This is a genomic window from Paenibacillus spongiae (genome assembly GCF_024734895.1).
GTDB classification, from domain to species: domain Bacteria; phylum Bacillota; class Bacilli; order Paenibacillales; family Paenibacillaceae; genus Paenibacillus_Z; species Paenibacillus_Z spongiae.
The window spans coordinates 4,374,361-4,390,369 of record NZ_CP091430.1 but is presented as its reverse complement, the minus strand read 5'-3'; the positions used below and the strand labels follow the sequence as shown (position 1 = coordinate 4,390,369).

Genomic DNA, 16,009 nt, shown 5'->3' with positions numbered 1-16,009 from the left:
GCAACACACGGACGGCAGAAGATAACTTCAGAACCGATTGAAGAAAGGAGTAGTTGACGAAATGCGTACTTATAATGAAATCGACTTGCAATGTTCGCCGGAAGACGCCTTCCGTTTCGCCCGAATGGTCGACCGGTGGCCGCAGCATCTGCAGCACTACCGAAAGGTGCGCTTCATTGAAGGAAATAGCGGCGAAGGCGGTCTTGTCGAGATGGCGGCTTACCGACGCTTCGACAAAGTGAGCTGGCCGGTATGGTGGATGAGCGAGATGGAGGTCGATGCGCAATTATTACGGATCCGCTATCGGCATGTAAAGGGGATTACCCGCGGCATGCAGGTCGAATGGAAGCTTGAGCCTGCTTCTTCCGGTATGACGAAGGTCAGCATCGTTCATGAATGGGAGCAGCCGCAGGTCGGACGGATTGTTGCGGCGCGGGTGATCGGTCCTGTATTCGTTCACTTTATTGCCGATCAAACCTTGCAGGGGCTAAAGCAAGCTGCGGAACGACAGAGGGAGGCGGCGGCTTATGGGTGACCGGAGAGCGGTCGTGACGGGTATCGGCTGTGTGACGCCGATCGGAACAGGGGTACAGGCCATGTGGGACGGAGTCAAGAAAAGCGAGAGCGCCGTGCGCAGCATCGACCGTTTCACAGCCGAGGGGCTCCGCAGCCGGATTGCCGCACAAGTAACGGATTTCGATCCCATCCAATACATGGACAAGAAGCGTGCGCATCGGATGGACAGGTACTCGCAGCTATCCGTGGCGGCCGGTTCACTGGCTCTGGAGCATGCCGGCATCCGTCCCGAGAATGCGGAGCAAGAACGCGTCGGCATCTTTATGGGCAGCGCGCTGGGCGGTATCGCATTCGCCGAAGAGCAGTGCGGACAATATTATACCGGCGGGTACCGGTCGGTTTCGCCTACCTTGGGCTTCTCGGTATTCGGAGGGGCGGCTTCCTGCAACATGGCGATGGCCTTCGGTTTCAACGGACCGAATGAGACCAATTCGATGTCCTGCGCTTCGGGCGCGGTTGCGATCGGCCGCGCGCTTCAATCCATCCGCAGGGGCGAAGCCGATTTTATTCTGGCAGGAGGCGCGGAGGCGCCGCTGTCGCCGCTCTCCTTCGGCGCGTTCGACATGCTGCGCGCCATGTCGACGCGCAATGAAGCGCCTGGGCGGGCAAGCCGGCCATTCGACCGCAACCGTGACGGCTTCGTGATGGGTGAAGGCGCCGCCGTGCTCGTCATCGAGGACGAAGCGCATGCCAAGGCGAGAGGAGCAACGATTCTTGCGGAGGTTGGAGGCTTCAGCGTGAGCAATGATGCTCACCATATGAGCGCGCCGCTCCCCTGCGGCTCCCAGGCGTCGAGAGCGCTGCGGCAAGCGCTGGCGGATGCGGATATGTCGCCGGATGATGTCGGATACATTAACGCTCATGGCTCGTCGACGCTGCTGAACGATGTGACGGAGTCGCTGGTCATCCGCAGCGTGTTCGGCAGCCGTCCGGTCGCCGTCAGCGGGACGAAAGGGCTGTATGGCCATCCGCTCGGCGCCTCGGGTGCGATTGAAGCGGCGATAACTTGCATGTCGTTAAGTGACGGCTGGCTTCCTCCGACGACGAATTTGGAAGACCCGGATCCGCAAGCGCAGCTGGATCTGATCACGGGCGATGGGCGTTCCGTTCAAGCGGACGCGGCGCTGTCCAATTCCTACGGCTTCGGCGGCATTAACGCCACGCTAGTTTTTCGGCGAGTGTAACTCCCGCCATGCAGACCAACATCGTGAATAATGCTTACAAGAAGGACGTTCATCCCTGTTTGGAATGAACGTCCTTTCTATTTCCTGCATAGGCTGTAGTATTCCTATCAAGTGGAAAGTAGAGGTTATGTACATGCTCAGGAGACGATGGTTGGCGGCTGCGTTGGCGGCTGTGATGCTGGCTGTCTTGGCAGCAGGCTGCGGAGGCGGGGGAAACAAGGATACCGTTAAGGTGCGGATTGGCGAAGTGACGCGATCACTTTTCTACGCCCCGCAATATGTGGCGATAGCCAAAGACATGTTCAAGAAGGAAGGCCTGGAGGTGGAGCTGACCACGACGGCCGGAGGCGACAAGACAATGACGGCTTTGCTGTCCGGCGGGATCGATGTGGCTCTGGTCGGGTCGGAGACATCGATTTATGTCTATCAGCAGGGCTCGGATGATCCAATCATTAATTTTGCCCAGCTTACGCAAACCGACGGCACGTTCCTCGTATCCCGGGAAGAGATTGGGGATTTCGACTGGAACAGCTTGAAAGGGAAAGTGTTCCTGGGACAGAGAAAGGGCGGAATGCCGCAGATGGCCGGCGAATTTACGCTCAAGAAGTATGGAATCGATCCGCAGAAGGATTTGACGCTCATCCAGAACGTCGAGTTCGCCAACATACCGGCCGCCTTCGCCTCGGGTACGGGTGAATATGTCCAGCTGTTCGAGCCGCAGGCTTCCATTATGGAGAAGGAAGGCAAGGGGCATGTCATCGCCTCGTTCGGAACAGAGAGCGGCAAGCTGCCTTATACGGTATTCATGGCCAAGGAAAGCTACATCGACAAGAATAAAGATACGGTTCAAAAATTTACGAACGCCGTATTCGCTGCCCAGAAGTGGGTTCAAGATCACAGCGCAGAAGAAATCGCCGACGTCGTCCTTCCCTTCTTCCCGGATGCGGAGCGCGACATTGTCGTCAAGGTCATCGACCGCTACAAGCAGCAGGGGTCGTACGCAACCGATCCAATCGTGGATGAAGCGGAGTGGAATAATCTGCAGGATGTTATGGAGTCGGCCGGGGAACTGAAGACAAGAGCCGAGCACGGGAAGCTGGTTAATAACACCTTTGCGGAAAAGGTGCTGAAGTAACGAATTTCTAGCTGTGGGAAGGAGGAGCTAAGGTGGAGCCGCTGTTAGAGCTGGTGGGAGTTTCCCATGTTTATGTGGGCGATCAAGGCGCCAATCTGGCGGTCGAAGGACTTGACCTGTCTGTCGGCCGCGGTCAATTCGTCAGTCTGGTCGGACCCAGCGGCTGCGGCAAAACGACAGTGCTCAGCCTTCTGGCCGGCTTGCTCTTGCCGTCGAAGGGTGAAGTACGGATCGGCGGGGAATCTATCAGAAAACCATCGGCGAAAGTCGGCTACATGCTGCAGCAGGACTATCTGTTCCCCTGGCGCAGTATCTTGGACAACGCGGCCATCGGTCTGGAGCTCGGCGGCAGGAAAACGGCGGAGGGGATCGCTTTCGTGCGCTCGCTGCTCCATGAACTAGGGCTTGACGCAGCCGAGAACCGCATGCCGTTTGAGCTGTCCGGCGGCATGAGGCAGCGGGTCGCACTGGCCCGCACCCTCGCGACGGAACCGGACGTCCTGCTGCTTGACGAGCCGTTCTCTTCCTTGGATATGCAAATCAAGCTCCAGCTGGAGGATCTCGTATGGCAAACGCTGCGCAGCCGGGGGAAGACGGCCGTGCTGGTTACGCATGATTTGGCCGAGGCGGCAGCGATGAGCGACAGCGTTATCGTTCTCGCCCGCAATCCGGGCCGGATTCTGACCCGCTTCGATATGCCGGAGGCGATGAGAGCGGCACTGCCGACCGAAGCCAGGAGGCATCCATCGTTTCAGCATATGTACGATCAAATATGGGAGACGCTCGAGTCCGGTCGAGAGAAAGGGGAGGAGACGGGTGATGAGGATGAAGTCTAACGACGATCATGACAATGGAAAACCGGCAGACAGACCCGTCGCAGAGCATTTGCTGCAAGCATCGGATTCTTCCGACCCGGATCGGGCCAGGATCTTCATCTCCAATGCGGATTGGATGTCGTCGCTCTATCGCCATCATCAGGCCAGATCCCGTCGTACGGCATGGGCCGTCCGGCTGACGCAAGGCTTGCTGTTGATCCTCTTCTTCGGTCTATGGGAGGCTGCCGGACGAAATAGGTGGATCGACGTCTTATTGTTCAGCTATCCCAGCAAGCTGATCGATCAGCTGTGGGGTTCGCTGCTGGATGGATCCTTGCTGCCTCATACGGGCGTTACCGTGATGGAAACAGCGGTCGGCTTCGTGCTCGGTACGCTGTTGGGCACGGCATTCGCTGCACTGCTCTGGTGGTTCCCCTTCGTATCGCGCGTATTGGACCCGTATCTCGTCGTACTGAACAGTATGCCGAAGGTCGCCTTGGGTCCGCTGTTCATCGTCGGCTTCGGACCCGGGCTTATGGCGATTGTCGCCACGACCTTGTCCGTAACGGTCATCATCACCACACTTTCGATCTATAACCGGTTCCGCGAAGTCGATGCCGGCTACATCAAGGTTGTCCGTTTGTTTGGCGGAACCCGCTGGCAGACGTTCCGTCACGTCATTTTGCCGGATTCGTTCGAAACGATCGTATCGACCTTGAAAGTCAACGTCGGGCTTGCATGGGTCGGCGTCATTGTCGGCGAATTTTTGACATCGAAATCGGGTTTGGGGTACCTCATCATATATGGCTTCCAAGTATTCAACTTTACGATCGTATTGTCGAGCCTGCTCGTGATCGCTGTCGTGGCTACGGTCATGTACCAGATCGTTGCGGCGCTGGAGCGCCGGTTGACTCGCAGACGGCCGGAACGGTAGGATAGAGGGAAAACCGAATGTCCGCGCGAGGGTCCGGGGAAAGGTAACCTGACAATGGGAATACGTGTCGTCAAAACGGCGCTGGCCGCGCTAGCCGCGCTTTATACCGCTACTTATATGGGCTTGGAGCCGCCACTGTCAGCCGGGCTGCTTGCTATTCTCGGCGTTGAAGTCACGCGGATGAAAGGGATCAAGAGCGCCTTGGCCCGCTTCGCAGCTTCCGTGCTGGGGCTTTTTTTTGCCTCGATCCTATTTGCCCTCTTCGGCTTTCATCTATGGACCGTATCCTTGTTTATTCTGATCGCGTTCCCGCTGCTGTCCCGCGTCTATTTGAAGGATGGCATCGTTACAAGCGCGGTTATCGTTTTTCATATTTATGCGAAGGGCGAAGTTACCGCCGCATTGATCGGCAATGAAATTATGCTGCTGCTGACAGGCCTGGGCTGGGCAACGGTCATTAATCTGCTCTATATGCCGAAGGAAGACAAGCGGCTCGACGAGCTGAGGCATCTGACCGAGCAGAAGTTTGGCGAGATGTTCGAACAAATGGCGAAGACGCTTCGCAATCCGGCGCTTGTATGGAACGGGGAAGAGCTGCTTGAAGCGGGCGATGCGATTGAAGAAGGACTCCGCCGGGCGGATGTGAAGATGGAGAACCGGCTGTGGGGTCAAGATATGAGCACGCTTAGGTATTGGCAGACTTATTTTGAAATGCGCCGCCAACAGATGGATTCCATCCAACTGATGCTTGTTCAGCTATCCTTCGTCTACGAGAAGCTTCCGCATGGGGAGCTCGTTGCCGAGTTATTCGATCATCTGGCCCATGATGTGAAATCCGATGTCTACGAAGGGAATGTGGAACGGAGCTTAAGCGAGCTGGAGGCGCGCTTCCGCGGCATGGATCTCCCCGCCACCCGTGAGGAGTTCGAAATTCGTGCCGCTCTCCTGCATGTCATGCAGGAGCTGGATCGCTGTCTGGCGATCGCCAAGCGGTGGAAAAAGCATAAAACACGCCAAACTGTCATGATCCATGAACAATCCTTGTAAAATGCAGACTTTATATCCTTGAATGTCGTCTTTATAAGCGCAGCTTAATAATGGAGATCAAAAATTATGGTATCGCAAAAATGACCGAGGACAGAAAGCTCTCTTCCGAGAGAGCTTTTTTATTATGTGCGACGATCTCTTGCTTAAGTGAATACGGAGGAATGGCGAGGTTTCTTATGTTCAGCTTTCGGAAGTTCAAACAAATTGATGTCGTTATTATTCTAATCGTAGCTTGTTTAATCGGGATCGGCACAGTAGCGATATATAGTGCTGCCGCAGGTACAAAGTACGAGGGACTGCATAGCAGCAACATGATATTGGCAAGCGTACTGTTTGTTCCGCTTTTAATGCTAAGTGTTATCGATTACCGGATAATCGTTGATAAGCTCGCTTATCTGCTATATGGATTAGGTGTTCTAACGCTTGTACTTGTCATGTTTAAGGGGACGGATATTAATGGAGCCGAACGGTGGCTGGAAATCGGAAGCGTACAAATACAACCGTCCGAGCTTGCAAAATTATCGACGATCATATTAGCCGCACATTTGCTGCACAAGCGTAACGGCAAGAAGCTTCGGATCATTCAAGACATTGTACCGATATGCCTTGTATTCCTGATTCCTGTTCTATTTATTCTGAAGCAGCCTGACCTGGGGACATCGATAGTCTTTGTTGGCATGATGATCGGCATGATCTGGATGGGAAACATTCGAGCCGCCCATATGCTCATCGCCCTGTTAATCGGCGCGTTGACGATCGGCTCGGTAATCTGCATGTATTATTCGGATAAGGATACCTTGTCCAAGGTTGTGAAACCGCATCAGATCGCCAGAATCCAAACCTTCCTCGATCCTGCAAGCGATCCGGATAAGGCATGGCATGTCGTCAATTCGAAGAATGCCATAGGAAGCGGTATTATGCAGGGGAAAGGCTTTATGAATGGTTTCTATATCCAGAACGGCTTTATACCTTATGCATACTCCGATTCCATCTATGTCGTGATCGGGGAAGAGTTCGGCTTCTTGGGCTCCGCCGTGCTGCTGCTGCTCTATTTTGGCCTCATCTATCGTATGGTTCTTATTTCAGTAGAAAGCAAGCATTTGTCAGGCCCCTATATGATTGTCGGCATTATTTGCATGTTTGTGCTCCAGGCGTTCGAGAATATCGGCATGCACATCGGTTTGCTTCCTCTTACGGGGATAGCGCTTCCGTTCATCAGTTACGGCGGTAGTTCTTTACTGACGAATATGATCGCAATCGGCCTTGTGTTAAGTGTAAAAACACATCCAAACAAGCTGGTTCGGCTGTAGACCGCGGTACAATCCCTGCAGCCGCAGCCAATTTCAGCAATAGGATCGAATCATGGAACGCCCGCCTCGCATTCTTGAGGGGGTGTTTTTCCTGTTGGGCGATAGATTAAAGCGGGCGTTATCTCAACTCTAGTAGACAAACATACAAGCGTATCGAATCTATCGTGCATATGAAGTAGAATGCGCCTCATATGTACGACAATGACGAACACCCACCCCAAGCGCGGGCACGGGTATAGCAAAGGATGCAGCTTGTATGCGCTTCCTATCGGCAACAATGACATTTTGGCATAAATCGAAGCAGCCGTCCGGCCGGCGGACGTTTCGTCGAATGCAGCATAAAAACGAGCAGGAAGGAGTTGTTAATATGGAAACGACAGCAACCCGTATTTACTTGGGCCCTACAATAGTGGACCAGGGTCTGTCTAAGTACACGCTATACATGGAAGGGATTCCGGAAGATCTGCAGCAATTGTACAACGAATCGACCGATATCCAATTGTTGATCGTTGGACTTTCCGAGATTTCATTGACAGAAACAGCGATACGGACACCAGGGACGACGCATAATGCCGCATATAGGCGGCTTCTGCAGCTTGCGTCAATCGGGACGGCGCTTCCGCCCTGTGAAGGCAGTGGCTGTAATGTTCCAGGAGCGCAAGGTGCGGCTGGTGCGAAGGGGGACAAAGGAGACAAAGGGGATAAGGGTGATAAAGGGGATCCCGGGTCAGATGGCGCAATTACGTATATCGGGGAAATTAACGATGTGGAGATCGCTAATTTGTCTGACGGCGATGCGTTAATTAATGAAAGTGGAATCTGGAAGAATAAGGCTCTTATAGCGTCTTCTTCGAGCGCATACGTTGTTGAGCTTTCGCGTTGGGGTATAACAGCCGGAATGCCGGTACCGCCTTACGTTACCGCTGATTATTACAGGGCAATGGCAAACGTGATCGGACTTCAGAATGCTTTGAATTGGGCGCGGACAGAAGGCTACACCGAGGTAGTCATGCCTGTCGATGTATATCCGTTATGTTACCCCACCACGATTATGATACCGAGCTATATGACATTTAACGCGAATGGCGCCGTGTTTGATGTCATCTATGATTCGGATAACAAATCGCCATTCGATACGCGGGTAACCACCGACTACTACAACTTTGGCGGCATAAGCTTCTCATTCCGCAATTGCAAACATGCTCATATCGTTAACCTGAAGCTAATTGGCTGCCGTTTGAAGAGGAGCTTTGCCAGCCCGAATGAACGCGCTTATGAACAATCTTACGGCGTAATGTTCACGAAGGGGGCCCAGTTCTGCTCGCTTCGCAACTCGGATATCGGTCATTACATGGGCGATGGCGTTACGATTATTAACTCGACGGAAAACTCGTACGTTGAATTCGCTCAAGGTCTCACCCTGCAGAACCTTGATTACGCGACTGGTTTGCCCATTGCTTCTACGAATACGTTGATTTCGAAGCATCTGCCGCTTCCTGCTGTTGTCCCGGACAATACGATCATGGTAACCGGCACAGGGTATACCCGTCAGTTGAATACGAATTCTAAAGAGATGGATATCTTCTTCTACACATCTACAGACCAATACATTGGCGCGGCTCGCAACAAACGCATTTACACGCCGATCTCTGTCCCGATCAACGCCAGGAAGTATCGCATCAAGTATTACGAGGAGACGGATGTGAATAAAGTATTCGACATCTGCATCAACTTCGGCGCTCCTACGAATCATTGTTCGATTGAATATAACGATATCCATGATTCGCATCGTGGAGGGATTACCGGCGGCGGATCCTATAATGTGATTGCCAATAATGTAATACGGGACAATGGCAAATCCAACTACACGTTTCTCGACGGGCGGCCCGGATTCAACGATCCGACAGCCTATGGAATTAATCAAGAAGATGCATACGGGGATCGTTGCATTATCCGCGATAACCTCATCTATGGAAGCAATCAAGGAATCCTGGTCGGATGCTATTCCATCGAGATTACAGGCAATCACGTGTACAACGTTCCGGTAATGGGCATAAATTTGTACACCATGTTCAATGCACGTGTGCAGGGTAATTTCTTGTACAAGTGCGGGTTGGCGCTAGGGCTCATGACTTCGCGCTTCAAGAATGCAACCGTGGTAATAGAGGACAATGTAGTGATCGGAGGGACGAGCGGATTCACGGTATCTTCGCCTGACGGGTATTCCGCGATCCTGCAGAACAACACCTTTATTGATGTATCGAATATCACTATTCCGGACAATGAGAACTACCTCTTCATAAAGAATCAAATCCGCTACACGAGCTATTATTCGGCAGTTATGCCTACACTGACTTTCAATAGGATCCGGGATTGCATCTTTTGGTCGGATAACACGGCACAGTTTCAGGTCAACTTTAAAGTTTATGAGATCAAGGATTGTGTCTTTACCAATTTCAGCGCACGACTCTCGGGCCGCAACGGGGTTATGAAGAGCGAGGACGTGCTGGTCGCTTCCTGTGTCTTCAATAATTGCTTGATGACCAACTATACCGTTAATGCGATCAAGGGGCATACGGTTACGATTCAAGATTCTGTCCTTATCGATACGAGAACGATGACGATCATCACCAATCAGCCATTAGAAACAGCTGTCATGCGTGTCGTGAATTGCGAGATCGTCTCGATTACGCTCGACCATTTGGTGAGAAATGAGTCCAACACGGTCAATAACGTTACGATATTGGAAAGATGCAAAATCACGATCAACAATTCAACCTTCATCCGGCTTGCATTTTCCAACATAACGGTCAATCCCAACCTGTGGTCAATCATTGTCCGCCAATGTCAGCTCCGCTACACGGGCAGCATTCCTTTAACGATAGGCTATTACAACTCGAAGAATCCGATATTGAAGCTTGTCATGGCAGACAATACAGTGACGAATATAGCGTTTCCCGCTCCTGACCTAGATAAGTTTATTGGTTACGATGATTCGTATAAATACAAACAGACGGCTGCTCTTGCAGCGGACGGCGCCTTCTTCTCAGCCACGATCTCGCATAATTTGAATACGTTGGAGCCCTATGTATTGGTAACGTCAGGTACTGCGATTCTTCAGCCTATAGTCAATATTATGAGTGCGAATACGGTTAAGGTTACACATGCAGCAGCGGCAACGGTTAACGTGACGGTTGTGAAGCTGCGGTAAGCGGAGATCCAAGGCATAAAGGTTCAGGGCTTTGTGCAAAAGGAAGCAGAAAATAAAAGCACCGCGCGTTAGAATGAACCTCACGCAAGTGCGTCATAGGTCTATCGCGAGTGCCGTGCCTAATGAGCGGCACTCTTTTTATCGGGGCGGATCATGCTTGCATTCTTCCTGCGAACATTCGCTTTCATAGCTCTCGAAAGCGGCTGTAATAGCGGGAAAACCAGCAAATCCAACGTGCGCGGAACAATATATATTTGTTCATCTTAGATTAATCAACAAATGCCTATGTCCTGCATACACTTTAATTGAATGATTGTATGGAGGAGGTTAAATCGATGACTATTGCAGATAAACAGCTTCAACGTAGAGAGATTATAACGAAAGCTGTCTGCGGCAAAGGTCGTAAGTTTTCCACAGTAACCCACACAGTTACGCCGCCTCACCATCCCACCAGCATCTTGGGCGCATGGATCATAAACCACCAATATGAAGCGGTCCGTTCTGGCGATGGAGTTGAAGTAATCGGTACTTACGATATCAACATTTGGTATTCTTACAACAAAAACTCGCAAACCGACGTAGCAAAAGAAACGCTCTCTTACGTCGAGCATGTGCCGCTTTCTTACATCGATCCGAAGCACCGGTCTTCGACGGAAGAAGTGTCGGCCGAGTCGACGCAAGAGCCGAATTGTATCGAAGCGAATATTTCTTCGAGCGGATCGAGTGTCGTCATTCGGGTAGAGCGCGAATTCGCGGTGGAAATGATTGCTGAGACGAAGGTATGCGTCGCCGTATTTCCTGGCGGTATCGATGATCTGGACGGTAAGGACATCGACTACGGCGACGGTGATTTTGAAGATTTGGATCCGGATTTGCTCGACGACGATCTGTAAAATCAAGGGCTACAGTCAGCGTACAGTATCGTATGCGGGATCAGTGCGGAATTCGAGGGCGGGAGCCCTCTTTTTTTTCGAAAAATTCATGCATGCGTCCGGGCAGGCTTGCCGGACGGCAATCGGATGTTTCATCGACCGATGTCTCCATGACGGCAATGCACGCAGTTGGCGGGGAAATCCATAATGGCGGTGAGGGCAATGGGCGGAACGGTCTGGGTATGGGGTGCGGATAGGGGGATAGGAGCCCCGAACCCTCTCGCATGGGTAGACGGAATTCCGTCGCTGGAGGATGCGGTTGTCGTGTGGGGACCGGTCCCTCTGCCGCAGGGTTGGCGCGATCACGGAGAGCCTCTGCTGCTTAACGGAGGCGCAATCGGATTTGCTGACATGGAGCAGGCTGTGCTCCGTTACCGGCTGCGGCGCGCAGGTGTGACAATGTCGGATGGGGAACAGGGGGCCGGTTCAAGGTCTGTAAGACAAGTACAAACGCGAAGCTGGAGCAGCCGCAGACGACTGATCGTGCGTATATTTCAACTTGAACCGGTCAGTATCGAACTTCTACCGTCCACCATCAACGGGAGTGGATTAAGTTCCGGCCGGGAGCTGCTGGAGGATGAACCTCTCTTCCGCCGTGCGGGTAGGCTCGCTGTCCGAGCTTTATACGCTGCAGGCTTGCATTGCGGGATTGTTGAAGCTGTCGTTCTGGCAGACGGCACATGTGCCGTAACCGCGGTCCGTCTGCCGGATGAAAGAGAATTGAGATCGGGTACCATATGGAACGTGGCGTTGAGGAGGTTTAGTGATGAGTGGCGGAAACGGAGAAAGACGATTTCCACTGATGAAGCAGCCGGTTCTGGGATTCTAATTGGTGCAGACCCGGAATTTCTGTTTGTTGCTGACACGGGGAAGGTCGTATCCGCTTCGCGTTATCTGGAAGGAGGACACGGAAGCGGCTGCGATGCGGTCGTCATCGGAGGACGCGTACGTTATCCCATTGCGGAGCTACGCCCCGCACCGGCAGCCTCGCCGGGCAGACTCGCGGCCAATATCCGCCAGCTGCTGCTCCATACCTCGTCTCGCGTAACCGATCCCTCGCTTCGATGGCTGGCCGGTGGGATGCCAGTGAAGGGATTCGCCCTCGGCGGTCACATCCATGTGAGCGGAGTTCCGTTCACGACTCGACTCCTGCATCAGCTGGACAGCTATGTCGCATTCCCGCTCTCGCTGGCGGAATCGGCGAATGATCGTTTGCGCCGCCCTCGCTACGGCGCACTTGGCGATTTTCGCAAGCAGCCTCATGGGGGATTCGAGTACCGTACCTTGCCAAGCTGGCTCGTATCTCCCATGGCGACGAAAGCTGCACTCGCGCTAACTTTGTTGTGCGCGTTAGAAACGGAGACTCTCGATTATCTTCCTTCACTCGAGGAACCATTCGTGGAGGCTTATTATGCAGGCGACCGGACGAAGCTGAGCGCTTGCATCGACCCGCTCGTACAGGCCATGAGCGCTACCTCCTCATGGCGGGACCTCCGTTCGTGGGTCGAACCCTACTTGAACGCGATCGCCCGCGGCGATCAATGGGATGAGCGGGCAGACATCCGCATCAAGTGGCGCATACCACCTTATGATTGAAGCGCTAACGCGGGTATGCGATATGTGGGCGGCTGTAACGCCCAAAAAAGGTCTAACAGCGACCGGATCGGCATGCCTGGTCAGCTGTAAGACCCCAAAAAGGTGTTACACCCACGGGAGCGGTTACCGGTCCCAGAGCTTCATACCGTATGTCTCAACACCAGCCAATCCGGATCTATGATACCGTCTAACGCATCTCCAACCCATGCTTAATGCAATAGCTTATCCGCGGAACGAGCCCCCAAGCACTCCATCCAGCCAAATTGATACCTCATCACTAAACGACGTCTCCCTCCATGCTTAGACGCGCCTCTCATATGTTTCTTACTATGCAGCCTTATGGATGACCGCCAGCTCCCGTACACTTCTGATAATCAGCTTCAGGATAATGGAAACGTACAATGATTATTTTTCCAATGTGGGGGTGTCTGATGTTCCTGCAACTCGCCAGTATTTTCTGCTATAATGAAATTCTGGTGTTTAGACGGATTCGTACGTTAATTTGAAGTAGGAGGGGCGGCATGGCAGCATATACCCCGATGATACAGCAGTATCTTGCCATAAAGGAAGAAGCGAAGGACGCTTTTCTGTTCTTTCGGTTGGGCGATTTTTATGAAATGTTTTTCGATGATGCGATTCTCGCATCGCGCGAGCTCGAAATTACTTTAACCGGCCGTGAAGGCGGCGGAGAATCCCGCATCCCGATGTGCGGCATCCCGTATCATGCGGCGGAAGGATATATTTCACGATTGATCGATAAAGGCTACAAGGTTGCCATATGCGAGCAGGTAGAGGATCCGGCAGCTGCCAAAGGCGTCGTACGCCGCGAAATTATTCGCGTCGTCACGCCAGGCACGGTGATGGAAACCAAGTCCGTGTCGGACAAGGCAAACAACTTTATTGTCGCTGTCGCCGGCGGTAACGGAGTATTCGGTCTTGCAGCTTGCGATTTGACCACAGGGGAGCTCTATGTAACCTCCTTCACCCGGGCTATCGATGTGCTGTCCGACGAGATCAACGTCTATCATCCGGCGGAGATCGTTGGCGACGATGACGTGCTCGAGCTCATTAAGCCGCTGGCCGCAGCTTGGAATCGACCGGTTCTGTTCACGGCGCGCACACCTATGGATGCCGGTAAGCTGGCCCAGCAATTCGAGGAGCAGCAGTTAAAGCCGCTTGACCCCATTCGCGAGCGGGCAGTCAGTCTACTGACCGGGTATCTGGATGAAACGCAGAAACGTTCGCTAAGCCATGTGAGGCAAATCCGTACATACGAGCCTAACCAATACATGATTCTCGATCCGTTCACGCGGCGAAATTTGGAGTTAACCGAGACGGTACGCGACCGGAGCAAGAAAGGCTCGCTCTTATGGCTTCTCGACCGGACAAAAACGTCCATGGGCGCCCGTCAGCTGAGGCGTTGGATCGATAAGCCGCTATTGGCCAAGTCGCCGATTGACGAACGGCTGGAGGCCGTGGACAAGCTGTATCGCGATTTGATATTGCGCGATGAGCTTCGTAATGAGCTGGCGGAGATTTACGACCTGGAACGGTTGGTCGGACGCGTGGCGTTCGGCACGGCTAACGGCCGCGATATGAATGCGCTGAAGACATCGCTGCAGCATATTCCGGCTTTAGCTTCGCTTTGCGAAGGCTCGAATTCCACCACGCTGCGGGCACTGGTCGAAGGCGTCGATGATTGCTCCGACATCGCCGATAAGATTGAAACGGTTATTGTCGAAGAGCCGCCCGTGTCCGTCCGCGAAGGCGGGCTGATCAAGCCGGGCTACGACGAATATCTGGACCAGCTGCGCGAAGCAAGCGTCAGCGGCAAGAAGTGGCTGGCCGATCTGGAACGTCAGGAACGCGAGGCAACGGGGATCAAGTCGCTCAAGATCGGTTACAACAAAGTGTTCGGTTATTACTTGGAAGTATCCAAAGCGAATTTACATATGCTTCCCGAAGGGCGGTATGAACGCAAACAGACGCTGGCCAATGCCGAGCGTTACGTAACGCCGGAGCTCAAGGAGAAGGAACGGCTTATTCTTGAAGCGGAAGAAAAAATGGTCGATCTGGAATACGCGCGTTTCGTCGAGCTGAGAGATCATCTGTCCGCGCATCTTCACCGCTTGCAGAAGCTGGCGGAGACCGTTGCTACGCTCGATGTTTACCAGTCTCTGGCCGCAGTCAGCGCGGAGCAGCGTTTCGTGAAGCCCGAGGTCACGGCTTCCTACGACTTCATCGTCGACGAAGGGCGCCATCCGGTTGTCGAAGCCGTATTGGAAGGAGCTCCCTTCATAGCGAACAGCACATCGCTGACGCGCGATGAATACTCGATGCTGCTCATTACCGGGCCGAATATGGCCGGCAAGAGTACGTATATGAGGCAGGTGGCGCTCATTTGCATCCTTGCTCAGATCGGCTGCTTCGTTCCGGCGAAGAAGGCTGTCGTGCCGTTAATCGACCGCATCTTTACGCGAATCGGAGCCGCAGACGACCTGATAGGCGGCCAGAGCACCTTCATGGTCGAGATGAAGGACATTCAGACCATGACGGAGAAAGCAACCAGCCAGAGCCTCGTCATCATCGACGAGCTGGGGCGCGGTACTTCTACAGCCGAAGGGATGGCGATCGCACAGGCGGTTATTGAATTCGTCCATCACGATGTGGGCTGCAAGGCGCTTGTCTCGACGCATTTTCACGAGCTTGCTCATCTGGAGGAGACGCTCCCTTCGCTAGCCAACGCCTGCATGGCCGTTCAGGAGACGGGGGACAATGTAACGTTCCTCCGCAAGCTGGTGCCGGGTGCAGCGGGGAGCAGTTATGGCATCTACTGCGCTCAGCTGGCCGGTTTGCCGCAGGGCATCATCAAGCGAGCCTATACGCTGCTGGAGACGCTTGAACAGCCGCAGAAGAGGCACACAAGCATGGACGCTGCCGCCAATGGCAGCGATTCTGCTCGCATCCCGGTGCCTATCGACGAAACCGCGCTTGCGGCGAAGGAAGCTTCGGCTGCCTATGAATCTAATGATAATACGATCCCAACATCTGATGCCTCGCCTCGCGACATGGAAGTCGTGCAGCTGTCGATCTTCGAAGATCCTCGGCCGGAACCGGCGAAGGTTCGCAAAGCAAGCCCGAAGGCCGAGATGCTTGCCGATCAGCTGAAGCGTCTCGATCTGTTTAATTTAACGCCCATGCAGGCAATGCAGTGGCTTAACGATATGAAGCTGAAGCTGCAAGACGACAAATAAGGATGAAATCATGGT

11 protein-coding genes are annotated in these 16,009 nt (G+C 53.3%); all 11 read left to right on the top strand.

The annotated features are described in order from the left end of the window. Window positions 1-61 precede the first annotated feature (61 nt). A complete protein-coding gene (locus L1F29_RS19900) occupies window positions 62-535 on the top strand; it encodes an SRPBCC family protein (RefSeq protein WP_258383801.1) in 474 nt (157 codons plus the stop codon). Beyond that, the gene (locus tag L1F29_RS19895) at window positions 528-1,760 is read left to right on the top strand and encodes a beta-ketoacyl-[acyl-carrier-protein] synthase family protein (protein ID WP_258383800.1); all 1,233 of its coding nucleotides are present in this window, start codon (window positions 528-530) and stop codon (window positions 1,758-1,760) included. The genes L1F29_RS19900 and L1F29_RS19895 overlap by 8 nt, the downstream gene beginning before the upstream one ends. 133 nt (window positions 1,761-1,893) lie before the next feature. Beyond that, window positions 1,894-2,895, top strand: coding sequence for an ABC transporter substrate-binding protein (locus L1F29_RS19890; protein ID WP_258383799.1), 1,002 nt, complete (start codon window positions 1,894-1,896; stop codon window positions 2,893-2,895). Window positions 2,896-2,927: 32 nt separating this feature from the next. Beyond that, window positions 2,928-3,731 (top strand): ABC transporter ATP-binding protein, encoded by an 804-nt coding sequence (locus tag L1F29_RS19885; protein ID WP_258383798.1) that lies wholly within the window; start codon window positions 2,928-2,930, stop codon window positions 3,729-3,731. Window positions 3,732-3,846: 115 nt separating this feature from the next. Further along, on the top strand, window positions 3,847-4,644 hold the full coding sequence (locus tag L1F29_RS19880) for an ABC transporter permease (RefSeq protein WP_258389744.1): 798 nt from the start codon (window positions 3,847-3,849) through the stop codon (window positions 4,642-4,644). A gap of 54 nt (window positions 4,645-4,698) precedes the next feature. Further along, window positions 4,699-5,691 (top strand): aromatic acid exporter family protein, encoded by a 993-nt coding sequence (locus L1F29_RS19875; protein WP_258383797.1) that lies wholly within the window; start codon window positions 4,699-4,701, stop codon window positions 5,689-5,691. A 176-nt stretch (window positions 5,692-5,867) separates the two neighbouring features. Continuing rightward, on the top strand, window positions 5,868-7,001 hold the full coding sequence (locus L1F29_RS19870) for an FtsW/RodA/SpoVE family cell cycle protein (RefSeq protein ID WP_258383796.1): 1,134 nt from the start codon (window positions 5,868-5,870) through the stop codon (window positions 6,999-7,001). A gap of 367 nt (window positions 7,002-7,368) precedes the next feature. Continuing rightward, window positions 7,369-10,212, top strand: a complete 2,844-nt coding sequence (locus L1F29_RS19865) for a right-handed parallel beta-helix repeat-containing protein (protein WP_258383795.1) — start codon at window positions 7,369-7,371, stop codon at window positions 10,210-10,212. Window positions 10,213-10,547: 335 nt separating this feature from the next. After that, a complete protein-coding gene (locus L1F29_RS19860) occupies window positions 10,548-11,105 on the top strand; it encodes an outer spore coat protein CotE (protein ID WP_258383794.1) in 558 nt (185 codons plus the stop codon). A gap of 186 nt (window positions 11,106-11,291) precedes the next feature. Continuing rightward, window positions 11,292-12,740: a putative amidoligase domain-containing protein gene (locus L1F29_RS19855; protein WP_258383793.1), complete on the top strand. Its 1,449-nt coding sequence runs from the start codon at window positions 11,292-11,294 to the stop codon at window positions 12,738-12,740. Between the two features lie 521 nt (window positions 12,741-13,261). Then, window positions 13,262-15,994 (top strand): DNA mismatch repair protein MutS, encoded by a 2,733-nt coding sequence (gene mutS / locus L1F29_RS19850; RefSeq protein ID WP_258383792.1) that lies wholly within the window; start codon window positions 13,262-13,264, stop codon window positions 15,992-15,994. Window positions 15,995-16,009: the final 15 nt, after the last annotated feature.